A 26757-nucleotide genomic window follows, 5' to 3' on the forward strand; every position below is an offset into this window, starting at 1 on the left:
TGGCCATAGTTTTAATTCTATCTATTTTTGGCGGTGTTCAAACTTGGCGTGCATCTGCTTGGAAAACAGACTACCAATTGCTTGATGCTAAATATAAAACCGAAGTGGCTGAAGCAAAAGCAGCAACAGAAAAAGCCAAAGCCGAAGCACGCGAACAGGAAAAAAAATGGGCAGAACAACTTTTACAAGCGGAGAAAAATTACAGTGAAAGCCTCAAAGATATCATTACTGATAGCAATAGCGCTAAGTCCCTTGTTGAGCGCATGTCAAAACAAATCGATACAGCCACAAGTCGTATGTCCACAGCTACCAAAGAAACCATCATTGAGTACGCCAATACCAACAGTGACATACTCAAAGAGTGCATTGGAAAATATCAATATGTGGCAGAACAAGCTGACAAGCACGCAATTGATGCAAAACGATTAAGTGATGCTTGGCCTGAATAAAATTGATGGTACCTTCATTGGTGAGGGTACCATGACTACCCACTTTAACTTAGTCGGAATTTTAATGTAAAAACTTTAACTTGCAGAAGTGCGCAAGTTTATTCCTACCACCCATCCACAATGTCACACCAATCTTGAAGCACAGTATAAGCAATTATCTAGTTATACATAGTCATTAAAAAATGTAGACTGATTTGTAGACTGTTGAGTTATAAATGTAGACTGATGTTGCTATTCAATGCGAAGTGTTTCTTATTTTGATTGCATTTGAAAACAACCACTTACTGTTGTTTATGGCGTATTGTATTTATTGCAAAGTTACATTCTTATAACTGGCGTTTCTAATTGTTTGGAAATTGAAGAATTTATAAGTATTTGTATTTTATGTTTATTGTAGGATATAAATCTAATGTTGATGCATTGACTGAAAAGGGCGAGTCATTCATCGTGACTCTGATTTAATTGGTTTTGTTGTCCGAGCAACAATAATTACAATCATTAGCCAGTTAGAGTAAGACTCTCTTGTTGATAATTATCTGAGAGGTGCAGCTAGAGGAAAAATCCTTCTGAATTTCATTAAGATGAACTATCGTGATGTTTATGCTGCTCTAGGAATCTAACCCACTTTGGTGGGTTTATTTTTTTCTTAATATTGAGTATTTTAAGTACACTATATGAGGGTGGTTGTATGAAAAAAATACTAGGGTTGTGTTTTGTATTGGGATTAGTTGGGTGTGCTGATAATACTCAGCAGGCTAGAGCAAGCCTTGAAGATCAAGCCATTTTAAATATTAAGCAAAAATTAAAAGATCCTGATTCAGCACAATTTAGAAATCAAAAAGGTGCTTGTGGCGAAGTGAATGTTAAAAATGATCAGGGTGAGTACACAGGTTTTAAAAAGTACGTACTTGTTAAAGAAATAGTTATTATGGATGATGATGGAAGCACGATGTTTGAGCCACAGTGGAAGAAACACTGCAACAACGATAACTAAGATATAAGCCTCCTTTTGGAGGTTTTTTATCACCCAAAACTAGGTTTATTATGAAAATTCAAACAAAGTATTTAAAAACAATCATTTACTTCAATTTATAGCGTATTAGATTTATTGTTAAGTTACATTCTTATAACTCGCGTTTCTTATTCAATTTTAGTTTAGGTAATTTTCATTAAGATGAGCCTGTAAAAATATGATTTTTCATAAATTACAGGCATTTTTATGGTTTTGAATGCAAGAAGATAAAGTAAAATTTAAGAATATGTAGCGTAAAATGAACATTATTATTGAATAATAATTGTAAATGATTGACTCATCTACTTTTAGAATCTGATACATTTTAATCTTTTAAGATGATAATAATTTATGAAAAAGCTTCTATTAATTGGTGCTATTTTTGCATCAATAACTGCATGCTCAACAGCACAAACAAAGTCTGACAGTAAACCTCAGCTAGGTATGGCAAATCCTGCAAGCCAATATTGTGTACAACAAGGCGGAAAATTATCAATTGAAAATGAAGTAAAGGGGCAAGTTGGTTACTGTCACTTACCCAATGGGCAAGTAATTGAAGAGTGGGAATACTTTAGAAAAAGCCAAGCCGAATGTGTAGCAGATGAAGCACAAAAATTGGTTGGACTTAAAAATTTAACTGAAGAGAAAATTAAAGAAAAAACCAAATCATCTACTGTACGTACGGTCAAACCTGGTCAGCCTATTACAATGGATTATCGATCAGATCGTATTACGATAACAGTTGATCCTACAACTCAAAAAGTTCTAAGAGCTTCATGTGGTTAATGGTTTAATTTGTTAAATTTAGTATCAAAAAGCTCCAGAAGGGGCTTTTTTTGTATTTTTTAAATCTTTGAAATTTCTTATTTAAGTTAAATTTGATTATGATAGGCACAAGAGGAGATTTTGAATGAAAAAGTTACTTGCTTTGAGCATTCTTGTTGTATTAACAGGCTGTGCAGAAAAGAAACCTTTAACTCCGCAAGAACAGTGGCATGGTTACTGTACAAGCGTAGGTAATGCAGCACGTTCAATTGTTTTAGACCGTCAAAACGGTATTGAAAAAGACAAGGCAATTGAGCATGCAGAAAAAATTGAAGATGAAACTACCAAAGGTTTTGTACTAAAAATTATTGAAGAAGCTTATGCATTACCAGAAGCAGAATTGAAAAATGATGTGGAAGGTTCACGTGATAATCTTAAAGCAAAAGTAACGGAAAGATGTATTGCAACACCGCATGATCAAATGCCAGATTATAAACCGTTCTAATGAACGGTTTTTTTATACAAGAAGTAAAATAGCCTAAGTATTTTTGGTTGCATAAAATACAATCAAATATGTAAAAAAAAGAGTCTCTTTTTTGTCAAATTAAGATGAATAAAATGCTAAACGAGAATCAGATTCAAATAAAATTTGAAGGGTGTTGCACAACTTTAGAACAATATATTCAAAGCACTACAGTCCACTAAGGTTGAATATCAATATAAAAATAAAAAAGGCAACATAATGTTGCCTTTTTTATGATTCTTTTGTGCATAAAAAGTGTTAAATATAAGACAAAGATGTACGTATTTTTAGCAATTCGGTTATCGAATAATCAAGATAGGCATCATTTAGTTAATAAATAATGGGCATCACGAAGAAACACTTGTAGCGCATTAACTTTTAACTGGAATTTTAGTAACATAAAGTAGTCCATATTATTTACGAAGCCTGAAAAGGTTGGAATTTGTAAATAAATTTTTAAGAAGAGGAATTACACCGTGCTAGAAGCTTACCGCCAACACGTTGAAGAACGTGCCGCACTCGGAGTCCCACCGAAGCCACTTGATGATGCTCAAACAGCTGCATTAGTTGAATTATTAAAAAATCCACCAGCAGGTGAAGAAGCATTTTTAGTTGATTTGCTTGAAAACCGTGTTCCTGCAGGTGTAGACCAAGCTGCTTATGTAAAAGCTGCTTTCTTAGCTGCATTGGCAAAAGGCGAAGCGACATCTCCATTAGTTTCTAAAGAACGTGCGGTTTACTTACTAGGTACTATGCTTGGTGGTTATAACGTAGCTCCTTTAGTTGCTTTGCTTGATGATGCAGAACTTGCTGAATTAGCTGCTGAAGCGCTTAAGAAAACTCTTCTTGTATTTGATGCGTTCCATGACGTTGCAGATAAAGCACGTGCTGGTAATGCAAATGCAAAAGCAGTTATGCAATCTTGGGCTGATGCTGAATGGTTCACAACTCGTAAAGACGTTCCTTCAGAAATCAAACTTACAGTTTTTAAAGTAACTGGCGAAACAAACACAGACGACTTGTCACCTGCACAAGACGCTTGGAGTCGTCCAGATATTCCATTACATGCAAATGCAATGTTGAAAAACGAACGTGATGGCATCAACCCTGAAAAACCAGGTGAAGTTGGTCCATTAAACCAAATTAAAGCGCTTGTTGCTAAAGGCAACCAAGTTGCTTACGTTGGTGACGTTGTTGGTACAGGTTCATCTCGTAAATCTGCAACTAACTCTGTTCTTTGGTTCTTTGGTGATGACATTGCTCACATCCCGAACAAAAAAGACGGTGGTTACTGCTTAGGTTCTAAAATCGCTCCGATTTTCTTCAACACAATGGAAGATGCTGGTGCGTTACCAATCGAAATCGATGTTCAAAACATGAACATGGGTGACGAAATTGTACTTAACATTGATCATGCTGCTGCAAAAGTAACTGCATCTAAAGATGGCGCTGTTATTGCTGAAGCTGAACTTAAAACTCCAGTACTTCTTGACGAAGTTCGTGCGGGTGGTCGTATCAACTTAATCGTTGGTCGTGGTTTAACAACTAAAGCACGTGAAGAATTAGGTCTTGCTCCATCGACTTTATTCCGTACTCCAGTTCAGCCTGCTGCAACTGGTAAAGGCTTCACTCAAGCTCAAAAAATGGTTGGTCGCGCTTGTGGTCTTCCTGAAGGTCAAGGTGTACTTCCAGGTACTTACTGCGAACCTAAGATGACTACTGTTGGTTCTCAAGATACAACAGGTCCAATGACTCGTGACGAATTGAAAGACTTAGCTTGCTTAGGTTTCTCTGCGGACCTAGTTATGCAATCTTTCTGTCATACAGCTGCTTATCCAAAGCCAGTTGACGTTCAAATGCAACACTCGCTTCCTGATTTCATCATGAACCGTGGTGGTGTATCTTTACGCCCAGGTGACGGTATTATTCACTCTTGGTTAAACCGTATGCTTCTTCCAGATACTGTTGGTACTGGTGGTGACTCACATACTCGTTTCCCAATTGGTATTTCTTTCCCAGCGGGTTCTGGTCTTGTAGCGTTTGCTGCAGCTACTGGTGTTATGCCACTAGATATGCCTGAATCTATTCTTGTTAAGTTCAAAGGTAAAATGCAACCTGGTATCACTTTACGTGACCTAGTACATGCAATTCCTTATGTTGCGATTCAAGAAGGTGACTTAACTGTAGAGAAGAAAGGTAAGAAAAACATCTTCTCTGGTCGTATCTTAGAGATCGACTTAACAGAAATGGAAACTGACTTAACTGTTGAGCAAGCATTCGAACTTTCTGATGCTTCTGCTGAGCGTTCAGCTGCTGGTTGTTCTATCACGCTTTCTGAAGAGAAAGTTGCTGAATACCTTAAATCAAACATTACTATGTTGAAATGGATGATTTCTGAAGGTTATGGCGATGCTCGTACTATGGCGCGCCGTGTTGAGAACATGGAAAAATGGTTAGCGAACCCATCACTTCTTAAAGCTGATGCTGACGCTGAATACACTAAAGTGTATGAAATTGACCTTGCTACAATCACTGAGCCAGTTCTTTGCTGTCCAAACGATCCAGATGATGCGAAATTGTTATCTGACGTTCAAGGCGTGAAAATTGACGAAGTATTTGTTGGTTCATGTATGACTAACATTGGTCACTTCCGTGCAACTGGTAAGTTACTTGAGAAAGTTCCTGGTGGCGTATTGAATACTCGTTTGTGGATTGCTCCACCGACTCGTATGGATGAGCGTCAATTGATGGAAGAAGGTTTCTACAATACTTATGGTAAAGCTGGCGCTCGTACTGAAATGCCAGGTTGTTCATTATGTATGGGTAACCAAGCGCGTGTAGCTCCGAACACTACGTGTGTTTCGACTTCTACTCGTAACTTCCCGAACCGTTTAGGTCAAGGTGCTAACGTTTACTTAGCTTCTGCTGAATTGGCTTCTGTTGCTGCAGTACTTGGTAAATTACCAACTCCTGCTGAATATCAAGAATATGCTGCTCAAATTGATAGCATGTCTGCTGATATTTACCAATACTTAAGTTTCGACAAAATGAGCGACTATACAGACGCTTCTAAAGATGTTGATACGAAGAAAATTGCTGCTGCTCAATTGTCTTAATTTGTTGAAAGTTAAGGTAATTTGAGTTATAAAACCCTCACTTAGGTGAGGGTTTTTTTATGGGTTATTTAAAAAGAAATTGGGCTTACTTTCTCGTAATTTTAATATTTTTAATTTTTACAATTCAAATTATTCTATATTATGCAACATTCAAAAATTTTGATTTCGGTTTGAATGTTTTTTCTGGGTTAGCTGATAAAGACTGGTTATTAAAAGATAAAGATGGAAATATTATTGACGATGGTTTGGAAGGGAAATGGGGGGCTTTTGGTGATTATATCGGGGGAGTATTAAATCCAATTCTTGGATTTATCACTATCATTCTATTATTAATAGCGCACCAAAAAGAAAAGAAACAACGAGAAATTGATATTTTTCTTTCGAGAATAGATAAATTAAAAGATATTCATTTAGATCATGTGAGAAACTTGTACTTAATTCAATTATCAAAGGAAGGTAATGGTAAATTAGAAAGCATAAAGTATGTACATCAAGGTAGTTTTTTCTTTACAATTTTTATAAATTCACTAGAAATGTTGGTTAATAACTTAAGAAAAAACACAAAGGTTGGAGCACTTCAAGAAAAAGAAATATTAGAGATTGGTATGGTTTTATTATTTCGAGGAACAACTAGAGAAAGTCGAACATTTATAGAAAATCGTTACCCCAATTTAAATTATGCTCTAGATATTTTACCTATCATGATGAAAGTTGTACCAAGAATTAACAAACTTTTTAATGTAGAAATGTTCCGAGGTTTAAGAACACAAACCTCTACTTATTTTAGAAATTTATTTCACTTAGTTGATACGATTGACAGTAGCAGCTTAAATGATAAAGTTAAGTATGAATTGGTGAAAGACATTAGAGTTATTCTCAGTTCCCAAGAGCAAGTTCTACTATTTTTAAATTCTGTAACAGTCTTTGGTAAAAAATGGAATGATAATAATTTAATAGTTAAATATAAGTTGTGTCGAAATGTAGGGGGTTTTAGAATATTTGCACAAAATATTGATATTCAAGATGAAATCTATAACTTAATTGACCAATGTAGCTTAATTGATAAAAAAAATGAATTTAAAAAGAACTATTTTGAATGATTTATTTTAAGGTATTTTAATTAAAATGAGAGTTTGTTTTATAGAAATAGTTTATGGCATTAATAGACTTTGTATCAAATTATAGACTTAATACTTTACACCTAATCTAAAAAATCATTTAATTCTCAAATTAAAAATGATTTTAGTAAGTTGAAGTGGTAATGCCCAAACAATCCCGATTCCTCTGTATTGGTGGTTTCCTCAACGGAACTCAAGTGAAAGACCAAGGTGATAATTTTGTCTGTATCGAAAAAGGTAAGAATGTCACTTACACCAAAAAAGAAATTTTCCATCCCGATTCATGGGATCACGACTATTATGTTTGTGAAACCACCACAGACAAACAAGCGCGTAACTGGGTTTATGATATTGAATAATCATTTTATTTAGACTAAAAAAGATGGGTATAAATCCATCTTTTTTTAACCCAATTTAATGGTAATCGTTTAGTATAAACAACCAACTAAAGTAGGTTATGTATGTGTAAATAATTCAAACTTAAATCTGAAATGAATAAGCTTGAAATAAAGTACACGTTTTATGGGTCGTTCCATATTTGCAACATATCGTTTTATACATAACAGTGTAATTATTAAAGAAAAATATAGACTAATTCATATTCAGAAAAGGATATAAACATGAAATTTAAAACACTTGCACTAGGTTTAGCACTTGCTTCGGCAACAACACTTTCTATGGCAAAAGCTGTAACTTATAAAATTGACCCAACACATACAGCAACAGTATTTACTTGGAATCACTTTGGTTTTTCTACGCCATCTGCAAACTTTAGCGATATTCAAGGCACAATTAATGTAGATAATGCGAAGCCTGAAAAATCATCTGTAGATGTAATGATTCCAGTTGCAAGCTTAAACACAAATGTAAAAGCTTTGGATGATCATTTAAAAACTGCAGATTTCTTTGATGCAGCAAAATACCCAAACATCACATTTAAAAGTACTAAAGTTGAAACTACAGATAAAAAACATTTTAAAATTACAGGTAACTTAACTATTAAAGATGTGACTAAACCTGTTGTTTTAGATGCTGTATTAAATCAACAAGCTGTACACCCAATGACAAAACTAGAAACGATTGGTTTTAATGCAACCACATCTTTTGATCGTTCTGCATTTGGTGTAGGTGCGTATGTGCCAAATGTTGGCGATAAAATTACTGTAAATATTACAACTGAAGCATCTGTTCCTGCTAAAAAATAATTAAAACAGTATCTTATACTTATTAAAGTCGCCTAATGAGGCGACTTTTTTATGTTTACATATAGTATAAATTGGATTATTTGGGTGTTTTTTCAATAAAATTGGCATTATTCAAGGAAATCTGTACTAAATCTGCACCAAAAAATTATGAAATTACCTAAGCCAATAGAGCACGTTCGTATAATTAAAATTAATGAATCATTAAAAGCAATAATAGATCGTGAACGGATATCTGCATTAGATTCGGCTGATTTTAAAGTAATACTCACCAATTAAAAACTTGATCATTATGAACGAGCGTGCAAGTCACTTCTTTTATATAAGTATGTTGCAAAGTAAGATTGTTCAATCTGCAAAAATAATTTTTTTGGTGCTTATATTAAATAAGGAGAGCGGCATAGCAAGTGCATGGAAGCATAGTAGTGCATCAAATTTATACAATTATATTTTTAGTAATTTTATCTGTAGTTCAGTTTAGTTATTATTCATCCATTAAAAGCGATCGAAACACTATTGATGGGAAAGTAGTTGCTAAATATGAGAAAAGATTGTAATTCAAAAAGAATTGTATCGAATTAAAATGGAAAAAATGAACAAATAATTATTCGAGGTTTTAATGGAAATTGAGAGTAAAGAATAGAACATTAACAAAGAAATTAAGGATATTAAACATGGAATGCAACAAATTATAGATACTCATATTTCTAATAGCAGCAAGTTCACAAATTAGCTATGTATCGTAAAGCAGAGCATTTAAATTTAAAACTCCATTAAATTTAATAAATTATTGCGAGGAGTAATGATATTGAGGCTGGTGATATAAGTGAAATATTGATGTGAATAGTGGATACATCAGAGAAATATGCTCAATGCCGTTCAAATCTAAAGGCTTGGATTAAAATTGAGAATGTTAATCTATTGCATTATTCAACTATTTATATGGAAAAGGTAAGGTACATGCTATTCAATATATTATTTTGTAGCTATGGTTGGAAATGTAGATTTGTATTGTAAGTTTTGGTTATTTTTGAGTAGGTCTAAGGTTTATTTGGTATTTGTTTTGTAATATTTAAGAAAAAATAAATAATTATAAAAAAACAGCTGGTGTGTTATCTAAATTTAATTTAATAAAATTATATCTTATTGAATATAAATATAAAAAAGTTTTTAAAATCAAGTGAAAATAATCAATGTAAAGAAATTATTAAATATGTGATTTATCGTTTAAAAAATTTACAAATGTGACTAAGTTGTTATTATAAAAAATAATTAACAATTTTTCAGTTAAATTAACAAAAAGTGTGACAAAAATAAGTAAATTACAAAAAAATATGATCGATTTTTGGTTGTGTGATGCAAGGATTTTGAAAGTTGAATATTCTTTAATTAAGAATAAAAAATATTAGATTTAATAAAAGGAAATATAAAATGAACTTTAAACGAAAAATTTTAGTTACAACTATTTTACTTCAAATAATCGCAACTACAGAAAGTTTTGCTGCAACCAATGCTTATGGTGAAGCTACTCCAACAGCGGCAACAACTGGTATGGGCTACAATTATGTAGAAAGTGCTATGCCTTATGTGTATAGAGATACCAATTATACTTGGCATATTTCATCACCAGAAATTCAAACTTTGGTAGATAAAAATACAAATTTTCCTTCGCCTCTTTTTTCAGGAGAGATTGGTCAATCAGCCTCAAATATGGGGTTTGATAACGAGACAAATACTGGTGATCCTACTCGTATAAGCACGTATATAGGTAATGATGTTGGCGGTGGTGGAATAGAGCTGAATAATGATGGTCCGAATTCGATAACTGTGTTGTATGAAAATTATGCAAAAGATGTATTAATTAACAATTCAAATGGTGGTAATTTTTGGATTGATTCTAATGATGCTTCTGGTGCAACTATCAATAATAGTGGTCAATCTTCTATTTATATTTATGAAAACTCAGTTGTTGGAGCAAATATAAGTAATCTAGATACCGAAAGTAAAATGATCATTAATGGTAATAATGCTGACCGTGTAACGATCATAAATAATGGTGAAATTAGAGGTGGGCATAATATCGCCACTAATGCAAACGTCACTAACAATGCCACGGGTAAAATGTCTTTTTATGGCTCGGATGTTTCAGGTTCTACGGTCAATAACTCAGGAAAATTTGTTATAGGTAATTGTTCAATAGATGATGGGTGTAGAAGTACTGTAACTATGCAAGGTACTATAGCAAAAGGTCTTGTAATTAATAACTTATCAGGTGGTGAAAGTTTTATTTCGGGTGAGTTAGATTTTGATAATTCAGTAATTAATAATAGTGGGACTTTAAACCTAGATAACCTGACAATTATTACACCCGCTTCTCCAACAAGTAAAGGGCAAGTTATTTCTGATGGTGTTATTAATTTGACTGGAAATAACACATTAAATTTTACAGATATTAATAATAGTAAATTAATTAATATGAGCAATGGTGTGTTAAATGAAAAATTTATTGTTGGTGGTAATTATACGGGTACGGGTGGCTCGATTAATATAGATACAAAACTTGATGGTGATAATTTAAATACTGATTTTATTCAAATTCAAGGTGATGTAACGGGTAAAACCGAAGTTAAAATAAATAATGTTGGTGGTGCTGGTGCACAAACAGTAAGTGGTATTCATATCATTCAAACTGGTACCTCAACATCTGATGCTTTTTTTATAGGTAATGGTGGATACGTTACAGCGGGTGCTTATGACTATGGATTATTTTTAGAGAATAATACTGATTGGTTTTTAAAGAGTCATCTCAATAATACAACTCCCATATATACAGCAGATCTAGGTTCTTATATTTCAGCGGAGACGATGGGGAATACTTTATTTACAACACGTTTAGAAGACCGTGAAGGTGCAAGTCAATATCAAAACGTAGGTAATAAAAATGTAGGTAGTATTTGGACTCGTATTTCTGGTGGACACATAAAATTCAAGAGCTTGAATAACCAGCTGAAATCATCGGGAAATAGTTTTGTTACCCAAATTGGTACAGGTCTCGTTACTTTAGGTGACGAAGATCAATATAATCTAGGTGCAATGGGTGGTTTTGCTTACTATGATGGCAAAACACGTTCAAACTTAACAGATCGTCAATCAAAAATAAAAAGTGATGGTTACAGCCTAGGGTTATATGGTACTTGGTATGCGCATCCACTTGAAAAACGTGGTGCATATATCGATAGTTGGGTACTATGGAATAAGTTTACAAATAAAGTTGATACACCTGACCAAAACCGCTACAAATACGATTCATCAGGTGTGACAGCATCTATAGAATTAGGTGGTGATTACCTTTTAGGTAAATATGATCAAAAGAGTTGGTGGATTCAACCACAAACACAATTAATTTACCAAGGTGTCCATGCTGATACATTTAAAGATGCTCAAGGTGTTGATATCCAACATGGTAAAGACAACATTCAAGCACGCATGGGTGTTAAAACTTACTTAGATATTCCAACAAATGGCAGTGTACTTACAAGTTATCGACCATATATTGCTTTAAACTATATCCATAATACTAACCCGTACTCAGTGAAAATTGATGGTATTCGTTTTGAGAACGAAGGCTCAGCGAATTTAGGTGAATTAAAAATAGGTGTTGAAGGTAATGTAACTAAGAATAATCAAATTTGGTTAAATGCATCATTTACTTCAGGCAGCCAATCAAATCAAACATATCAAGGAAATATTGGTTGGAAATATAATTTCTAATTTAAAAAATGAAAAAAGACTTCATCTGAGGTCTTTTTTTAAATTGTAAAATTGGGCTAATGCTCTATTGCTATATCTTCTGAAAAATCACTACATGGTTAATAGGTATGTAAAGATGACTGAGAAATACGGCAAAAACATGTCAAGGATGTAAAGACTCGAAACATAACGGAATAATTAAAGGAATTAATATAAAATACCAAATCTACGCCAATATTTCATAACCAATGGTTTATATTAAGTAAGAGAACATGGTCAATGTTGGCGATAAAATTACCGTAAATATTACAACTGAAGCATCTGTTCCTGCTAAAAAATAAGTTGTAGTTAAATGAAAAAGCACCTAATAAGGTGCTTTTTTTATATCAAATATTATATGAATCAAAAATAGATAAAGAAAATTACATGTTAAAGCAAATTTAAGTTTAATATTCATATAAGTGAAAGAAATATAAAAGGATGTAGTATGGACTATCACTTAGATGCATTTATGACAATAGTTATTGCCGTCTTTGTTCTTTTAGTTGGATATGTGTGTGTTAATAAACTAAGTATTTTAAAAAAATATAATATTCCAGAACCTGTTGCAGGTGGTTTGGTTGCTGCTGTAGTTACTTATATTTTATTTAAAAAATTTAATGTGACTGTAAATTTTGATGCACAAATACAGCAAATTTTCATGCTCATGTTTTTTACATCTGTTGGTTTAAGTGCAAGTTTAGGGAAATTAAAAGAAGGCGGAAAAACCTTAGTTGTTTTTCTTGTTTGTGTTGTTATTTTTGTATTACTACAAAATGCACTTGGTATTAGCTTAGCGAAAATTTTAGGTTTAGACCCATTAATTGGTTTAATTACAGGTTCCGTCACTTTAACAGGTGGACATGGTACTGCAGGTGCTTGGGGTTCTGTATTTGAACAAGATCATGGTATACAAGGTGCGGTTGTTTTAGGTATGGCAAGTGCTACATTCGGTCTAGTTATTGGTGGCATGATGGGTGGGCCTGTTGCTAAATTACTTATTCGTCGTTACAAACTAGCAGATGAAATTGTTTTAGGAACTGGGCGTAATGAAGCTCCACCTGCATCTGAAACAGCACCTTTTGAATATCCAGAAAAAACACGTTTAATTACGGCTGATGATGCTGTAAAAACAATGGGGATGTTCGCCTTATGTATTAGTTTTGCCTATTTTATGGCAACATTTGCAAAAGGTCAGTGGTTTGAGCTTCCAACTTTTGTTTGGGCTTTAATGTGTGGTGTTGTATTACGAAACATATTAGAAAAAATATTTAAAATTGAGATGTTTGACCGTTGCATTGATGTATTTGGTAATGGTTCCTTGGCATTGTTTCTAGCAATGGCACTGATGTCATTACAACTTTGGCTGCTTGCCGATTTGGCTGGTCCATTGGTGATTATTCTTATTGCTCAAACAATTTTGCTAGCACTGTACCTTTATTTTGTAACCTTTAGGGTGATGGGTAAAAATTATGATGCTGCTGTGCTTTGTGCAGGTCAATGTGGTGTGAACTTAGGGGCAACACCAACAGCTATTGCGAATATTCAAGCGGTAACCAATACTTATGGACCATCTCATAGAGCCTTTTTGGTCATTCCTTTAACAGGGGCTTTCTTTGTCGATATTGTAAATGCTGTTGTTATTCAGCTTTCTATAGGTTTCTTTGGATAAATATAAAATTTAAGTTGTAAAAAAGCACCGAATTGGGTGCTTTTTTACAGTGTAAAATTTATAGTTTATTAAAAAAAAGACACAAAAAAGTACAACAGATTACTTATGGTTTACTAAAACCAACATTGGACACACATTTTACAGTATTTTTTTGTTTAATATGTAATCACATACTTTTTTTATGGTTATATTTCAAGTGAAAAAAACACTTTCTTTTTCTTTTTTATTTGTTTCTTTGTTTTCGGGTTTTACACATGCAGACAGTGGGGTTTATACATCTTTAAAGGCAGGTATTAGTGATACTAAATATAAAAATAGTGTCGATTATCTTGTTGATGAGAGTGGTCGATTTAATACAACCACATTCTTCAATGAGGATCAATCGAAAACAATTTATCCAGAGATTGCAGCTGCTGTAGGTTTTGATTTTAGTAAAATTAGTAATATAAATGCTCGTGTAGAGTTGGAATACATCTATAAAGATTCCATTAATTTTGATCCGAAAACTTATGCAATTCAGCAGTATGGTCAACCTAGCAAAAGTTCTTCAACTTGGTTTAATAATAAATTGCAAAGCCAAGCACTCATGGTAAATGGTTATTATGATTTTAAAAATACATCTAAATTCACACCATATGTAAGTGCGGGTGTAGGTGCTACACGTGTGAAAAACACCAAGACAGATTTATATTTGAGAGATACTTGGTGTGTTGGATATGTTGACGAGTGTGGTGTAACACAAAAAGATACAGATACAAACTTTACATGGTCGGTGGGTGCAGGCGTTGCTTATGATGTAACTAAAAATGTTGCATTAGATTTAAGTTACCGTTATGTAGATGCTGGTAAATATAATTTCTATCATAGTATTGACGGTCTGACTCCGACAAATAAAACATACAGTGATGTGAAGCTAAGTTCAAATGAATATTTATTAGGTTTACGTTACACGTTCTAATATAAATGAATAAAAAAGGAAGCATAAGCTTCCTTTTTTATTGCATACATATTAAATCATCAGCTTAATAGTGCAATTGAAAATTATCTATAAACAATTTGCAGGCTTGGGAATTCCTGCCAAACGGCTTAAATGGCGTGCAACTAAGCCTGTTTTGAACTTATCTTGCAACATAGCATTATCTACTTCAGGGCCAACGGTTTTCATTAAAAATTTAATGAGGGGACGTGTTGCAGGAGAATGTCCAAATTGTGCATAAAACTGTCGTACAGCATTTAAAACTTGGAAATGCCATTCACTAAGCTCAAGCTCTAAAGTATTGGCAAGTTCCTGAGCAACATCTTCATTCCAAATGGTGTAATCCACTAAATGACCATCTTGATCTAATTCTAAACTCATAATATGCCTTTAAGCTTGTATAACCGTGTTGTATGTATCAATTATTTTAAACTAATACTACGTTTAAAATTCAATGTTAAGTCTGCAAACTGAGCGTATGAAATCACTTGAATTTTTTCAGATACAGGCTTAGTTAAGTTTTCTACTTCATTTTCTAAAACATAAACATGATTTAAACTTTGAATAAATGCAGTAGTTGCATGTAAAACAGCTTCGCCCATTAAAACAACTGCATCATTTTTAATATAAAGCTGTTCAAGTTTCATGAAGATAGTAGGGCTTGCATTGAAACTAGATTGAACTAAATAAAGTGTATTGTTTGTCATTACATTGTCCTTTGCTTACCAATACAACACATGATCGAAATTTTGAATATATTCTGGATTTAGGTGAATAAATTCAATGTCTTGTTTGCTATTTAAAACAAAATTTTCGTCTTTATTTTTACTTTCTACAAAAATAGGGCTTAAATCGTAAAACTCAAAACTATCGACCATATTAGAAGCTATTTTAAAGACATGCTTTAGCTGATTGAATTGTAAATCTGACTGTAAAAGGCTGAGAGCAGCATCTTGCAAAACCACTTTTACTTCACAGCCAAAGGTTGCCAATACCATTGTTGCAGATAAGCTTTCGTGTGTTTGCAGGCTGGCTAAGTTCGCTTGAGTTAAAATTACGAGTACATTTTTCACACAATTTACCTTTTTAAAGCAACTAGTTTTATTAAAAAACAAGATTAGAATTGAAGTAGACGATCTGTGGATTGAACTGCATCTGCAAGTTCACCTAAGCCAACTAATTCAAAGCCTTGTGCCAAATTGTGCTGATGAAGATGATGTCTTTTTGCATTTTCTTCATCTGAAATGCCTCGTGCAAGGGCAGCACTTACACAAACAGGTAAACGGATTGCAAGTTTTTGCCATTCGTTTTTTAAGTTTTTCTGATCATCAGGAACCCATTGCAATTCGTTGGCAACAGATACTCCGTCTTGATAGAAGAAAACACGAAAATCTTCATTTTTGCTGTGAAGTGCTTGGGCTAAACCCAAAGCATGCCAAGCATGTATAGAAGTTGGTGCAGATGTTATTAGTAATAAAGTACTCATCGAAATTCACACATCAATAGTTTCCAAAAGGAGACATTCGGACTTGATAAGAAAAAGGTAGTATACAATGATTTTGGTTACAGGTGGATTAGGCTTTATAGGATCTCACATTGCTCTAAGCCTCATGGCTCAAGGGCAAGAGGTGCTTCTAGTCGATAATTTGTCTAATACAGATACGAGTAACCTCGATCGACTTGAATCAATTACAGGAATGAATGTTCCTTTTGTAAAAGTTGATGTACGAAATACTCCCGCATTAATGACAGTTTTTCAACAATATGAAATCGATAGTGTTGTTCATGCTGCAGGATTTAAGTCACTAACAGAGTCTTTGCTAAAACCGCTTGAATATTACAATGCAAATGTAAGTTGTATGATGAGTTTACTACGCGCTATGCAGCGCACCGGTGTGCGTAGTTTAGTTAATCTTTCAAGTTTAGCCGTGTATGGCACATCAAGTTTAGATTTAAAAGAAGAAGATTTATTTAATTATCAATTTAATAATCCATATATTAAATCGCTTCAAATGGCTGAAGATATTCTTAAAGACACGTATATGACCGATTTTGAATGGAAAATTGTAAATCTAAGGTTAGCCAATGTTGCAGGAGCTTTCGAGTATTCGTATTTAGGCGAGTTAATTCGTCCATTTCCGAAGAACATTGTGCCATTGGCAATGCAAGTTGCTGCTGGACAACGTGAATTTATAGAACTGCGTAAACATGAAACGACCACAGATCAAACTGCCGAGAGAAGTTTTGTTCATGTGATGGATGTTTGTTCGGCTGTGAGTTTATCTTTGCAATGGTTGTATTATCAAAACCAAGCCTATGAAATATTTAATATTGCGGGCGAGGTCTGCTCAATACAAAAATTATTGAATGTTGTTTCAAAGGTCACAGATGTACAAATTACAACAGTAGATGCCGATTATTTTGAGGGTGAAGAATTACCACAAGTTGGAGCAACATCTGAAAAAATACAACGGATGTTTAACTGGAAAGCGTACAAGTCGGTTGAACAAATGATTGAAGATGAATGGATATTTTATAAGAAACAGCTAAATGCTTAATAAATGAGTTATTGTAAATAATTATCATTTACAATTATTTTTGTTTAAAATATGATAATTACAAGATGAAGAATATTTAGATATCAAATGTGATATAGCTTAGCTATATACGACTATAGAGGTAGCAAATGCAAACACGTATTGAGCATGACACAATGGGTGATGTTGAAGTTCCAAGTGATGCAATGTGGGGGGCGCAAACTCAACGTAGTTTACAGAATTTTAAGATTGGTCAAGAGCGCTTACCACGTCCGATGATTCGTGCTATGGGCTTAGTAAAAAAAGCAGCGGCAATGACCAATGCAGAGTTAAATCAAATTCCTAACGATCTTGCACAATATATTGTAGGTGCAGCAGATGAAGTGATTGATGGGAAGTGGGATGCACAATTTCCTTTAGTCGTTTGGCAAACAGGTTCAGGTACACAAAGCAACATGAACTGTAATGAAGTGATTGCTAATATTGCCAATCAAAAATTAGGGAATGCTTTAGGTTCGCAAAAACCTGTACATCCAAATGATCATGTAAACCGTGCACAGTCTACAAATGATTCTTTCCCAACAGCAATTCATGTGGCGGCAAGTATTCAAATCAATGAATTACTTATTCCTGCGGTAACGCAATTACGTGATACTTTAGATAAAAAATCAAAAGAATTTTCAGACATTGTTAAAATTGGGCGTACGCATTTACAAGATGCAACACCGTTAACTTTAGGTCAGGAATTTAGTGGATATGTATCTCAACTTGATCATGGTTTAAAGCGCTTACAACAAGCTTTAACAGGTTTATATGAGTTGCCTTTAGGTGGTACTGCTGTAGGTACAGGTTTAAATGCACATGTTGATTATGCTGTAAAATCAGCAGATCAATTAGGTGCTTTAACTGGTTTACCTTTTGTGACAGCCCCAAATAAATTTGAAGCTTTAGCAGGGCGTGATGCTGCAGTATTTGCATCTGGTGCTTTAAAAACTTTGGCTGTAAGTTTAAATAAAATTGCGAATGATATTCGTTGGTTGGCAAGTGGTCCACGTTGTGGTTTTGGGGAAATTCGTATTCCTGAAAATGAACCTGGTTCAAGTATTATGCCGGGCAAAGTAAATCCAACTCAAAGTGAAGCAATGACCATGGTCGTTGCTCAAGTTTTGGGTAATGACACAACCATTAATGTTGCAGGTGCTTCGGGTAATTTTGAGTTAAACGTATTTATGCCTGTTATTGCATTCAACCTTTTACAATCTATTCAGTTATTAGGTGATGCGTGTAATAGTTTTAATGATCATTGTGCTGTAGGTATTGAGCCAAATCGTGAAAAAATTGATGAATTTTTACACAATTCTTTAATGCTTGTAACGGCTTTAAACCCAGTTATTGGTTATGAAAATGCGGCAAAAGTTGCGAAAACTGCTTATAAAGAAGGTAAGACTTTAAAGCAAGTTGCAGTGGAACTTAATTTGGTCACAGCAGAACAGTTTGATGAGGTTGTAAGACCTGAACAAATGATTTCACCAAATGTGAAGTGATGGAATTATAAATAAAGCCCTCAATTGAGGGCTTTTTATATTTAATGATAAAAATAATTCTATTCAAATGTTTTGTTACCAGCGTTTTAATTGGGCAATTGCTTCGATTAGCGATCTATTGTCATGTGTAGTTTCACCATTTGTTAAGCTTATTATGGTTGAAATACAAGCTGTAGAAACTATGCCTGTTATATTATTTTTTTGAATTTCATTTAAATGTTGAAGTGTAATTTGCTGAAGAGCATCAGGGAATTGTAATTTTAAACGATTTAATAGGGGGTGTATAAGGTCTAGAATATTTTGACCATACTGAATAGCTTCACTTTGAGATGGGATCATTCCTTTATGAATAACAGAGTTTCTAAATTTGACTTGATCATTATTTAATATTTTAGGTTTTGTACCAAAATTATTAAGATATAGGAAAATAAAAGCCCCAAGTTGTCTTTCAGATTGATTTGAAACATCTTTCCAAGAACTAGTAATATTTTCAACGGATATATTGTTTGATAGACAAATAACTTTTATAAAAAACTCATAAAATCTTTCTAATGAGGAAGTAAATGATGAAACTGCTTCTCTGTAATATCCATCGATGATTGCATGAGCGCCAATATCAAATAAGATTTCAAATTTTTGTTGCTGTAATAGTGTGGTATTTGTATGTCCTTGATGGCATTTAGTGATGTATTTTCCACTATCATTAAATTCAACCCAACCATTCAATTGAGGAGTTAATCCTATTGAAATATTTTCTTGAAAGCATTGCATACATGTAATTGGTATTTTCATAATGAATTTATATGTTTAGATCGTCTACTAGTATCTAAAATACAAAATCAGTAATCGTTTGAAAATAGAAAATTTAAATAATTTTTAAAGAGCGGAGATTGTTATTTAGTAGGCTAGTTGTATTTTATATGAAATGACATTTTGAGTAATAACATTCAAACAGCATGCTTATATTTTCTTGGTTGTTGGAAATTTAAACTATAAGTTAAAAACATTGAATAACTTCTCATAATTGTTAAAATGCCATTTGCTTTTTATTGCTGTGACTTGACCTTACAGCAGTCATTTTAGGAAATTCTCAATGCTCGATATTTATTTAACAGACGTTCAACGTAAAGTTCAATTTAAGGATTATCCGGGTGAACATCCAGTTAAATTTATTTTAAGTTTAAAAAAGATTTTCCCAAGTGTAATGGAACTTTTACTTCCAGTTTTACCTGAAAATGAAAACCTTGATGAAATGACATGGGAATCGACCACTGCCGATTTAGAAAAATTCAAATTATTGCTCAGTGGTTGGGGTGTTATCGAATTACGCTTAAATGCTATTTCACAATATAAAGACAAAACTTTTGCAGATGCTTTGGTGAAAAAAGCACAACAGAAAGTAAAAGAGTACAAAAAATCTCAACCAAAACTTTCTTCTGTAGATTTTGACTATTTATTTATGCATGAAGTGAATGCATTGATTGATGCTGAGCTTGTAGATTTAGGTGAAAAATTCTATTTACCAACATTACGTGATCTTTGGAAAAACAAAGTTTCAGAAAATGTATTAAACGCAAAATTCTAAATATAGGCATTTGTTCTCGTTAGAAAAAAATCCTCCAAGTGGAGGATTTTTTATGCATATTTGTTCTATATTTAGCTGAAATATAAGCATATAAAGAAAATAAAATGGTAAAAAGCAAGATTATTGCTTATGTTTGTAAACTTGAATTTTCAATGAAAAATTCATTGATATAATGATGAAAACAATCTTGTTCTAGATTGTAAATTTAAGGATCTTATAATGTCGAATCAGTTTTTAGACCTCATTTCAAAACGTCGCTCAATTTATGCGATTGGTAAAAATGTAGAACAATCACCTGAATATTTATCAGATCTGATTCAAAATGTAATTAAACAAAGCCCATCTTCTTTTAATTCACAAACGTCACGTGCTGTTATTTTATTTAATGCAGAACACGAAAAATTTTGGGGTTTTGTGAAAGAAACTTTAAAAGCATGTGCAAAAGATGAAGCATCAGCAGAAAGAACAGCTGCAAAAATTGATTCTTTTGCAGCAGGTGTTGGTACAGTTTTATTCTTTGAAGAGCAAGAAACAATTAAAGAGTTGCAAGAAAAGTTCACATCTTATGCTGAAAATTTCCCAATTTGGTCGGAGCATTCAACAGCGATTGCACAATTTGCAGTATGGGCAGCATTAACAACTGAAGGTTTAGGTGCATCACTACAGCACTATAATCCAATTGTGGATGAGCAAGTACATTCAGAATGGAATATTCCTCAAAATTGGAAATTACGTGCACAATTGGTATTTGGCTCGTTAGAGGCTGAAGCGCAAGCTAAAGATTATTTAGATGATGCAACTCGTTTTAAAGTATTTAAATAAGTTTATATTGTTTAAAAGTACATAAAAAAGAGGTCATATTTGACCTCTTTTGTATGTTCATATTGATGCAACTTTTTGTTTTGAATGTTTTCCATGTAAAAAGTAATACACAACAATACAAAGTAAAACTGCAAAGCTACTATATAAATAAAGCTGCGAAAAACTAATAGAATTTAAGGCTATTCCAAGAAAATAAGGACCAAAACCTAAACCTGCATCTAAGAAAATAAAGAAGGTAGATGTCGCGAAACCCATACGTTCTAAAGATGTACTTTTGACAGCCACTGTTTGACAAACCGATTGAATATTACCGTAACCTAAACCAAGTAAAGCCGCGCTGAGAAGTAGCATCCAAGATTCATGACTAATGCTTAATAAAATAAGCCCTAAAGCCATAATCATAAAAGCAGGATACATCACAATATTTTCACCTCTGCGATCCATTAATGGTCCAGTAAAAGGTCGTGAAGCCATAATAGCGATGGCATACATTAAAAAGAAGAGTGATGCAGCTTCCACTAAATTGATTTCTTTGGCGTAAAAATTAATAAAAGATAAAACGCCTGAATAGCAAATTGAAGCTAGAAGCATGATAAATGCGATAGGTAATGCTTTTATTTCAATAAATTGAGATAACCAACTATTTGTATTTTCAGATTTTAATGGTGTTGTATTGCTCGTTATTGTGTTAGTTGGAATATGTATGAGTAATGCGACAAGAACACACAAGAATGCGATTACACTCGAAATAGCAAATATTGCTTCATAGCCAATATGGAGCATCATCCAAATAGCTAAAAATGGTCCAATTGCCGTGCCCAAAGTACTACTTAAACTATAATAGCCAATACCTTCACCACGCCGTGTTTCTGGTATAATTTGGGCAATAATAGTGCCTAGTACTGTGGATGCAACACCCATCATAAAGCCATGAGCAAAGCGTACGACTAAAAGCATACCTAAGTCGAATTTAATAAAATATAAACCAGAAAATAATAAGAAGCCGATTAAGCCAGTAAGTAAAGTGGCTTTTTGACCAAATCGAAGCAAAAGTTTTCCAACTAAAAAACGACCAATAAGTGTGCCAATAATAAATAGACCTGAAACTAAACCTGCTTGTGCTGTAGTTGCACCAAGTTCAGCCACAGAATAACCCACCATAACAATAACGAGTAAGTAGAAAGTTAATACCAATTGGAAATTAATTGCGCTTACAACAATGAGGTTTTTAGTCCATAAGGGTTGTTTGAAATCATTCATTTTCATTTCCTTGCTTTGAACTGAGTAATTTTTGGCTCAGTTGCATGAGGAGTTTTTTTGTTGTTCCGATGTCATTGTCTAGAAAATCTTCTAATAGATTGTTTTCAAAGTCATCTATTAAAGATGAGCACGTTTTATAAAGTGCTTTGCCTTTAGTACTGAGAATAAATTTTTTTTGCCGTTTATCTTCTGTGGGAATTTGTTCTAACAACTCTAGGTCAATTAAGGCATTGATACGTTTTGCAATAGAAGGTTTAGATACGTTTAAATATTCTGCAATTTCGATCGATGTACAGCCATTTTTTTTGTGAATCACATATAAAGCTTGCCAAAATGAACTATTGAGTTGGTGCGGTAAAAGTATGGTATTAATTTCATCGTTGATAAGACGTGCAGTTTGTAATAACGAAGCACGGAAAGTAGTTGGAAGAACGCTCATTTTGGTTAGCTTGGTTAACTAAATTAAGATAAATTTACGCCAAACAACGGGAATAATCAATAAATATGCAGAACATATTTTCTGCATATTTCATAAACTTTAAAAAATTAAGATTTAGTTTGTTTGCGGTATATGCTTGGTCGTATTGGTTTTGAGCTTTTCCATAAGCCTTTCTTTTGCTTCTTTGCTTGATTTTGCAACGCCATCCAATGTTGGCGTTTATTGGCATTTTTTATGTATTCTTCATATACCCAAGCAGCACCACGTTTAACGAGTTCCTCATTTACATTACGTGTTCTACGATAAACAACACCAACACAACGACCATAACGATCTACATCGGTAATATTGATACGAACAAGTCTGCGATAGACGAGCTTTTTGACAAGTTTTTGACTTTCATTTCCATATTCTTGACTCGATTCTGGTGCATCAATATAAGCAAAACGAATTTTGGTTTTAGAGCGGCGTAAATTTAGGCGATAGCAGGTGAGGGTATCACCATCACTAACAGCTGTAACACGACACCAATAGGTTTTTCCCTTTTTAAAGGGCTTAAAAAATTGGATGAAAAATGAATAAATTTTTCTAAAAACAAATATGAATAAAATACCAATACAAATGCCAATGGTAAGAAGCCATCCGACAGACAAATTCGAAAACATAAACATCAACATCCGACTTATTGTTTAAATAAGTGCGGTCATTATGAAAAGGAATTGAATATTAAAGGATATAAATTTTTTTATAGTTTGATAATTAAGCAGGTGATTTAAAAAGAATTTAACCAATTATTTTTTGATCAAATTTATCTATTTTTCGCTTTAAAAGCTTTAAATGTTATTTAAATAAACATCAATATACTTAAATTAAAGCTTAAATATATTGATGTAGTACAAAATTAGATTTGTTTTTCCATCCAAATTTCACAGGCATGACTATGTCCAGTATTACCTTTAGGTTTTGTTAAATGTTGAAAACCTAATTTTTCATATAATTTTACAGCTTGCCAAAGTTCTTTCGTTGTTTCTAAATAACATGACTGAAAATTTTGAGCACGAGCAAATTCAAAAGCATTTTCTAATATTCTTTTAGCAAATCCGAAGCCGCGAACTTCTGGTAAAAAATACATTTTTTGAATTTCTAATGTACGACTATCACCTTTAAGAGGAGATATTCCACCACCACCTACAATTTTACCCAGCTCATTTTCGACTATCCAATATTGGGCATGTTCTTGAGAATATACGCTATATAAATCATCTAAAATGGGGTCTGCAACGGCAAAACCTGCTTCAGGAGCTAAACCGAATTCTTTTGAAACTTCACGAATAATATGAGCTAATTGAGCGTTATCTTGTATTTGAATAGAACGTAGTGAATACATAAGAGCGTGGATTTAAAATATTATAGATAGGGGATTTTTATATCATTTTATAAAATAAAAATCCCACATTTTAGTTTTATATATGCTTTAAAAAATGAGTGTTTTCACTTCACATATATTTTGCAACCATTGCACGAACATTTGTTTTAGCTTCAATGACAGTCATAAATGTATATGCACCAATAAATTTGCGACTAATAAACATAAATTCTTTTGGTGGAACACTGAAATAACGTGAAGCCATAGACTTAGAAGCGCGTTGCATTACTCGACTGTGCAACATACTTTTTTTCCAGTCATAGCGGTCTTGAGCATCCATTACGCCATCAGGCAAATTGTCATTGTTTGTGGGACTACTAAATGCTTCTGTGGCTAATAGGAAGACTTTTGCCATATCTGGTTTAATGCTTTGCGGGATCGAGTCGAAAAACTCATAGCCTGTCATCGCATTTACCATTTCAAGTGGGTTGTGGTCATAACCTGCTTTAATTAAGTTCTTTGCTACAGAAAGTAAGTGTTCATCGAATTGACGAATTGCACCAAAATCTAAAAGCACAATTTTATCTTCGATATCTGTCCCATTACCTAAACGAACCAAATAGTTCCCAAAGTTAGGGTCGGTTTGCATTTCACCCCACTCAAATATTTCACGCACTGCAATTTCAAGTGAAGCTTCACCGAGTTTATTGCGACGTTCTTGAGGGAGCGACAACATTACAGGGCTATTGATAGGAACCCCACGCTCAAAAGTCATGCATAAAACTCGATTTGTTGATAAATCATCAATAATTTTAGGCACAATATAACGTGAATCATCTTTTAAGCGCTCACCAAATCTGCGAGTCGTATCTGCTTCAATTTTATAATTAACTTCACGATGCATCATTTCACGGACTTCATCGAACCATTGGTCGAACTCGCGTGTTTGAGGCGAAATTCGTGTAAGTTTCAGCATGTTTTTAAACAAATTCATATCTGAATCGATAGCATCTGCAACACCAGGATATTGAACTTTTAATACAAGTTCTAAACCATCCGATTTGCGAATTGCACGATGAACTTGGGCAAGAGATGCTGTGCCAATAGGTTCTTGATCTATGGTGAGATCATTCATTTTTGAACCAAGTTGAGCTTGAATTTGCTCTTCAATTACAGGCCAAGCAAGTGCAACAGTTTGGTTGTTGAGCGTATTTAACGCTTGAGTCACTTCTTCAGGTAAAAAGTGCTCACCATATAAAGCCATCATTTGCCCAATTTTAACAATTGAACCTTTTAATTTACCAATTTCTGCAACAAGGTAGTCGGCTTGTTCTTTAGTGGCTTTTTTACGTTTTTTTTCTTTTTCTTCTTCACTTGAAAAAATAGATGTCGCATTTGAAGCAGCCCAACGAGTACCTGCTAATAGGGACGCTTTAGCAATGGAAAGGCGTCGATCCATAGAGGAGGTTTTTAAATTTTTGAGCTTATCGTGCTGATCCGACATGTAAATTAAACCTTTAATAAGCAATTTGCAGTTTGGTTAGATTGTACTAAATTTTACAATGACTTCACGTATTAAATAAGTTTAAGAACTTAAAAAATAGGATTGTTTTTTGTTTTGAACTAAATAGCCTAAGCAAATAAATCATTTTTTCTACATTCGATATTTCATCTTAATTTCTGTTTTATTCTGCAACTCAATTTTATGCTCATTAATAAACTGCTGAATCATACTTTTTACACTATTATTCATAAAACCAAGCGCATAACCTTTTACAATAATAATGCTAGGTAAATGGAAAAATAGATATTTAGCATCTTCTAAAGAAGGGTTGGAATAAACTTCTTGCTCACTTAAGGTGATTTGTAAAAACTCTTTTTCAATTAATACTTCAGGGTTTTTGGTATCATTCCAATAGTTCGTACGCATTGCCATTAGGTTGTTGTGCTTGTAGCTCATAAAAATGAAATATAAAAGAAGACATCTCTTTATATAAGAGTTATTACTGAAGAATCAATGTAAATTTTGATAGTCGTTTGCAAAATATGGTATATAGATTACATATTGGGTTTTTAATAATAAATTGAAATTTCTAATTTAAATTTGGGGGAATTTATATGAAGTTGTTTAAATATTTGTTGGTTATAGGAAGTAGCATATATGCGATGAATACCTTTGCAATGGGATATTCAACGAAGTATGTAGAGTGTATGAAATCTTCAAATAATCAAGCAAATACAACTTCCACTTGTCAATTTAAAGAGTTGAAATATCAAAATAAAAGACTTAAAAAACTATTCAAACAAAACATGAAAATTTCGACTGTACAACAGCAAGCTGATTTAAATAGAATTCAAAATCAATGGGCGGCACAACGTGAATTATCATGTGGGTTAAAAAATCAAAGATTAAAACAACTCAACCCAGCAAGTATAGGTTGTGCATTACAAATGACGAGTTCTCGTGCAGATATGCTAGAAGTACAAGTCACGAATAAAAATTTAAGAAGATAATTTTGGAAATTCACGTATCTAAATATTAAAAATCATTCAAAACAAGGTATCATAAGGCGTTTAAAAAA

At 33.3% G+C, this 26757-nt stretch carries 27 protein-coding genes; 16 read left to right on the plus strand and 11 right to left on the minus strand.

Features of this window, described 5'->3' with window-relative positions:
• The 11 genes from AC5YC8_RS06130 to AC5YC8_RS06180 all read left to right on the plus strand — a co-directional run.
• Positions 1-449, plus strand: a 449-nt coding sequence (locus AC5YC8_RS06130) for a hypothetical protein (protein ID WP_496163921.1), incomplete at its 5' end; no start/stop codon positions are given.
• A gap of 688 nt (positions 450-1137) precedes the next feature.
• On the plus strand, positions 1138-1443 hold the full coding sequence (locus tag AC5YC8_RS06135) for a hypothetical protein (protein ID WP_496163922.1): 306 nt from the start codon (positions 1138-1140) through the stop codon (positions 1441-1443).
• Between the two features lie 369 nt (positions 1444-1812).
• Positions 1813-2247, plus strand: coding sequence for an I78 family peptidase inhibitor (locus AC5YC8_RS06140; RefSeq protein WP_496163923.1), 435 nt, complete (start codon positions 1813-1815; stop codon positions 2245-2247).
• Between the two features lie 124 nt (positions 2248-2371).
• The gene (locus AC5YC8_RS06145; protein ID WP_496119566.1) at positions 2372-2731 is read left to right on the plus strand and encodes a hypothetical protein; all 360 of its coding nucleotides are present in this window, start codon (positions 2372-2374) and stop codon (positions 2729-2731) included.
• 494 nt (positions 2732-3225) lie between these two features.
• Positions 3226-5865 (plus strand): bifunctional aconitate hydratase 2/2-methylisocitrate dehydratase, encoded by a 2640-nt coding sequence (locus AC5YC8_RS06150; RefSeq protein ID WP_496163924.1) that lies wholly within the window; start codon positions 3226-3228, stop codon positions 5863-5865.
• A gap of 59 nt (positions 5866-5924) precedes the next feature.
• On the plus strand, positions 5925-6965 hold the full coding sequence (locus AC5YC8_RS06155; protein WP_496163925.1) for a putative phage abortive infection protein: 1041 nt from the start codon (positions 5925-5927) through the stop codon (positions 6963-6965).
• 161 nt (positions 6966-7126) lie between these two features.
• Positions 7127-7342, plus strand: coding sequence for a hypothetical protein (locus AC5YC8_RS06160; RefSeq protein ID WP_496163926.1), 216 nt, complete (start codon positions 7127-7129; stop codon positions 7340-7342).
• Between the two features lie 261 nt (positions 7343-7603).
• The gene (locus AC5YC8_RS06165) at positions 7604-8188 is read left to right on the plus strand and encodes a YceI family protein (protein ID WP_496163927.1); all 585 of its coding nucleotides are present in this window, start codon (positions 7604-7606) and stop codon (positions 8186-8188) included.
• Positions 8189-9616: 1428 nt separating this feature from the next.
• A complete protein-coding gene (locus AC5YC8_RS06170; RefSeq protein ID WP_496163928.1) occupies positions 9617-11956 on the plus strand; it encodes an autotransporter outer membrane beta-barrel domain-containing protein in 2340 nt (779 codons plus the stop codon).
• A gap of 466 nt (positions 11957-12422) precedes the next feature.
• The gene (gene gltS / locus AC5YC8_RS06175) at positions 12423-13646 is read left to right on the plus strand and encodes a sodium/glutamate symporter (protein WP_496163929.1); all 1224 of its coding nucleotides are present in this window, start codon (positions 12423-12425) and stop codon (positions 13644-13646) included.
• 196 nt (positions 13647-13842) lie between these two features.
• Positions 13843-14604 (plus strand): outer membrane protein, encoded by a 762-nt coding sequence (locus AC5YC8_RS06180; RefSeq protein WP_496163930.1) that lies wholly within the window; start codon positions 13843-13845, stop codon positions 14602-14604.
• 87 nt (positions 14605-14691) lie between these two features.
• Here AC5YC8_RS06180 and AC5YC8_RS06185 read toward each other — a convergent pair whose 3' ends face one another.
• Genes AC5YC8_RS06185 through tusD form a run of 4 tightly spaced genes read right to left on the minus strand, consistent with a single transcriptional unit; the run spans position 14692 to position 16108 of the window.
• Complete coding sequence (locus tag AC5YC8_RS06185; protein ID WP_496163931.1) at positions 14692-15003, minus strand: TusE/DsrC/DsvC family sulfur relay protein; 312 nt, start codon at positions 15001-15003, stop codon at positions 14692-14694.
• Positions 15004-15044: 41 nt separating this feature from the next.
• The gene (locus AC5YC8_RS06190) at positions 15045-15329 is read right to left on the minus strand and encodes a DsrH/TusB family sulfur metabolism protein (protein WP_496163932.1); all 285 of its coding nucleotides are present in this window, start codon (positions 15327-15329) and stop codon (positions 15045-15047) included.
• Positions 15330-15344: 15 nt separating this feature from the next.
• The gene (locus AC5YC8_RS06195) at positions 15345-15695 is read right to left on the minus strand and encodes a hypothetical protein (protein ID WP_496163933.1); all 351 of its coding nucleotides are present in this window, start codon (positions 15693-15695) and stop codon (positions 15345-15347) included.
• Between the two features lie 44 nt (positions 15696-15739).
• Positions 15740-16108, minus strand: coding sequence for a sulfurtransferase complex subunit TusD (tusD, locus tag AC5YC8_RS06200; RefSeq protein ID WP_496163934.1), 369 nt, complete (start codon positions 16106-16108; stop codon positions 15740-15742).
• Positions 16109-16175: 67 nt separating this feature from the next.
• On the opposite strand from tusD, the gene AC5YC8_RS06205 reads away from it, so the two are divergent.
• Positions 16176-17180, plus strand: coding sequence for an SDR family NAD(P)-dependent oxidoreductase (locus AC5YC8_RS06205; RefSeq protein ID WP_496163935.1), 1005 nt, complete (start codon positions 16176-16178; stop codon positions 17178-17180).
• Positions 17181-17308: 128 nt separating this feature from the next.
• Positions 17309-18703: a class II fumarate hydratase gene (gene fumC / locus AC5YC8_RS06210; RefSeq protein ID WP_496163936.1), complete on the plus strand. Its 1395-nt coding sequence runs from the start codon at positions 17309-17311 to the stop codon at positions 18701-18703.
• A gap of 75 nt (positions 18704-18778) precedes the next feature.
• Here fumC and AC5YC8_RS06215 read toward each other — a convergent pair whose 3' ends face one another.
• Positions 18779-19495 (minus strand): hypothetical protein, encoded by a 717-nt coding sequence (locus AC5YC8_RS06215; RefSeq protein WP_496163937.1) that lies wholly within the window; start codon positions 19493-19495, stop codon positions 18779-18781.
• Positions 19496-19796: 301 nt separating this feature from the next.
• On the opposite strand from AC5YC8_RS06215, the gene AC5YC8_RS06220 reads away from it, so the two are divergent.
• Together AC5YC8_RS06220 and AC5YC8_RS06225 are read left to right on the plus strand one after the other, a co-directional pair.
• On the plus strand, positions 19797-20288 hold the full coding sequence (locus AC5YC8_RS06220; protein ID WP_496163938.1) for a hypothetical protein: 492 nt from the start codon (positions 19797-19799) through the stop codon (positions 20286-20288).
• A 219-nt stretch (positions 20289-20507) separates the two neighbouring features.
• Entirely contained in the window at positions 20508-21110 is a 603-nt protein-coding gene (locus tag AC5YC8_RS06225; protein WP_496120306.1) for a nitroreductase family protein, read from the plus strand.
• Positions 21111-21167: 57 nt separating this feature from the next.
• On the opposite strand, the gene AC5YC8_RS06230 is transcribed toward AC5YC8_RS06225, so the two are convergent.
• The 6 genes from AC5YC8_RS06230 to AC5YC8_RS06255 all read right to left on the minus strand — a co-directional run bounded on the left by AC5YC8_RS06230 (position 21168) and on the right by AC5YC8_RS06255 (position 26135).
• Positions 21168-22370, minus strand: coding sequence for an MFS transporter (locus tag AC5YC8_RS06230; protein WP_496163939.1), 1203 nt, complete (start codon positions 22368-22370; stop codon positions 21168-21170).
• Positions 22363-22809, minus strand: a complete 447-nt coding sequence (locus AC5YC8_RS06235) for a MarR family winged helix-turn-helix transcriptional regulator (RefSeq protein ID WP_496163940.1) — start codon at positions 22807-22809, stop codon at positions 22363-22365. The genes AC5YC8_RS06230 and AC5YC8_RS06235 overlap by 8 nt, the downstream gene beginning before the upstream one ends.
• Positions 22810-22916: 107 nt before the next feature.
• The gene (locus AC5YC8_RS06240) at positions 22917-23474 is read right to left on the minus strand and encodes a thermonuclease family protein (protein WP_496163941.1); all 558 of its coding nucleotides are present in this window, start codon (positions 23472-23474) and stop codon (positions 22917-22919) included.
• 236 nt (positions 23475-23710) lie between these two features.
• Positions 23711-24196: a GNAT family N-acetyltransferase gene (locus tag AC5YC8_RS06245; protein ID WP_496120298.1), complete on the minus strand. Its 486-nt coding sequence runs from the start codon at positions 24194-24196 to the stop codon at positions 23711-23713.
• A gap of 109 nt (positions 24197-24305) precedes the next feature.
• Positions 24306-25679 carry an ABC1 kinase family protein gene (locus AC5YC8_RS06250; protein WP_496163942.1) on the minus strand — a complete coding sequence of 458 codons (1374 nt, stop codon included), beginning with the start codon at positions 25677-25679 and terminating at the stop codon, positions 24306-24308.
• Positions 25680-25829: 150 nt separating this feature from the next.
• On the minus strand, positions 25830-26135 hold the full coding sequence (locus AC5YC8_RS06255) for a hypothetical protein (protein WP_496163943.1): 306 nt from the start codon (positions 26133-26135) through the stop codon (positions 25830-25832).
• A 158-nt stretch (positions 26136-26293) separates the two neighbouring features.
• Here AC5YC8_RS06255 and AC5YC8_RS06260 point away from each other — a divergent pair, with 158 nt between their 5' ends.
• Positions 26294-26689, plus strand: coding sequence for a lysozyme inhibitor LprI family protein (locus AC5YC8_RS06260; RefSeq protein WP_496163944.1), 396 nt, complete (start codon positions 26294-26296; stop codon positions 26687-26689).
• Positions 26690-26757: the final 68 nt, after the last annotated feature.

The sequence above is a fragment of the Acinetobacter sp. FY731 genome, from assembly GCF_059515905.1.

Excerpts from the sequence above, each read along its gene's own strand:
- AC5YC8_RS06140 (WP_496163923.1), top strand. The coding sequence starts at position 1,813 with ATGAAAAAGCTTCTATTAATTGGTGCTATTTTTGCATCAATAACTGCA.
- AC5YC8_RS06160 (WP_496163926.1), top strand. The coding sequence starts at position 7,127 with ATGCCCAAACAATCCCGATTCCTCTGTATTGGTGGTTTCCTCAACGGA.
- tusD (WP_496163934.1), bottom strand. The coding sequence starts at position 16,108 with ATGAGTACTTTATTACTAATAACATCTGCACCAACTTCTATACATGCT.
- AC5YC8_RS06245 (WP_496120298.1), bottom strand. The coding sequence starts at position 24,196 with ATGTATTCACTACGTTCTATTCAAATACAAGATAACGCTCAATTAGCT.
- AC5YC8_RS06230 (WP_496163939.1), bottom strand. The coding sequence starts at position 22,370 with ATGAATGATTTCAAACAACCCTTATGGACTAAAAACCTCATTGTTGTA.
- AC5YC8_RS06165 (WP_496163927.1), top strand. The coding sequence starts at position 7,604 with ATGAAATTTAAAACACTTGCACTAGGTTTAGCACTTGCTTCGGCAACA.
- AC5YC8_RS06135 (WP_496163922.1), top strand. The coding sequence starts at position 1,138 with ATGAAAAAAATACTAGGGTTGTGTTTTGTATTGGGATTAGTTGGGTGT.
- AC5YC8_RS06185 (WP_496163931.1), bottom strand. The coding sequence starts at position 15,003 with ATGAGTTTAGAATTAGATCAAGATGGTCATTTAGTGGATTACACCATT.
- AC5YC8_RS06260 (WP_496163944.1), top strand. The coding sequence starts at position 26,294 with ATGAAGTTGTTTAAATATTTGTTGGTTATAGGAAGTAGCATATATGCG.
- AC5YC8_RS06255 (WP_496163943.1), bottom strand. The coding sequence starts at position 26,135 with ATGAGCTACAAGCACAACAACCTAATGGCAATGCGTACGAACTATTGG.
- AC5YC8_RS06170 (WP_496163928.1), top strand. The coding sequence starts at position 9,617 with ATGAACTTTAAACGAAAAATTTTAGTTACAACTATTTTACTTCAAATA.
- AC5YC8_RS06235 (WP_496163940.1), bottom strand. The coding sequence starts at position 22,809 with ATGAGCGTTCTTCCAACTACTTTCCGTGCTTCGTTATTACAAACTGCA.
- AC5YC8_RS06250 (WP_496163942.1), bottom strand. The coding sequence starts at position 25,679 with ATGTCGGATCAGCACGATAAGCTCAAAAATTTAAAAACCTCCTCTATG.
- AC5YC8_RS06225 (WP_496120306.1), top strand. The coding sequence starts at position 20,508 with ATGTCGAATCAGTTTTTAGACCTCATTTCAAAACGTCGCTCAATTTAT.
- AC5YC8_RS06215 (WP_496163937.1), bottom strand. The coding sequence starts at position 19,495 with ATGAAAATACCAATTACATGTATGCAATGCTTTCAAGAAAATATTTCA.
- AC5YC8_RS06205 (WP_496163935.1), top strand. The coding sequence starts at position 16,176 with ATGATTTTGGTTACAGGTGGATTAGGCTTTATAGGATCTCACATTGCT.
- AC5YC8_RS06145 (WP_496119566.1), top strand. The coding sequence starts at position 2,372 with ATGAAAAAGTTACTTGCTTTGAGCATTCTTGTTGTATTAACAGGCTGT.
- AC5YC8_RS06220 (WP_496163938.1), top strand. The coding sequence starts at position 19,797 with ATGCTCGATATTTATTTAACAGACGTTCAACGTAAAGTTCAATTTAAG.
- gltS (WP_496163929.1), top strand. The coding sequence starts at position 12,423 with ATGGACTATCACTTAGATGCATTTATGACAATAGTTATTGCCGTCTTT.
- AC5YC8_RS06240 (WP_496163941.1), bottom strand. The coding sequence starts at position 23,474 with ATGTTTTCGAATTTGTCTGTCGGATGGCTTCTTACCATTGGCATTTGT.
- AC5YC8_RS06190 (WP_496163932.1), bottom strand. The coding sequence starts at position 15,329 with ATGACAAACAATACACTTTATTTAGTTCAATCTAGTTTCAATGCAAGC.
- fumC (WP_496163936.1), top strand. The coding sequence starts at position 17,309 with ATGCAAACACGTATTGAGCATGACACAATGGGTGATGTTGAAGTTCCA.
- AC5YC8_RS06155 (WP_496163925.1), top strand. The coding sequence starts at position 5,925 with ATGGGTTATTTAAAAAGAAATTGGGCTTACTTTCTCGTAATTTTAATA.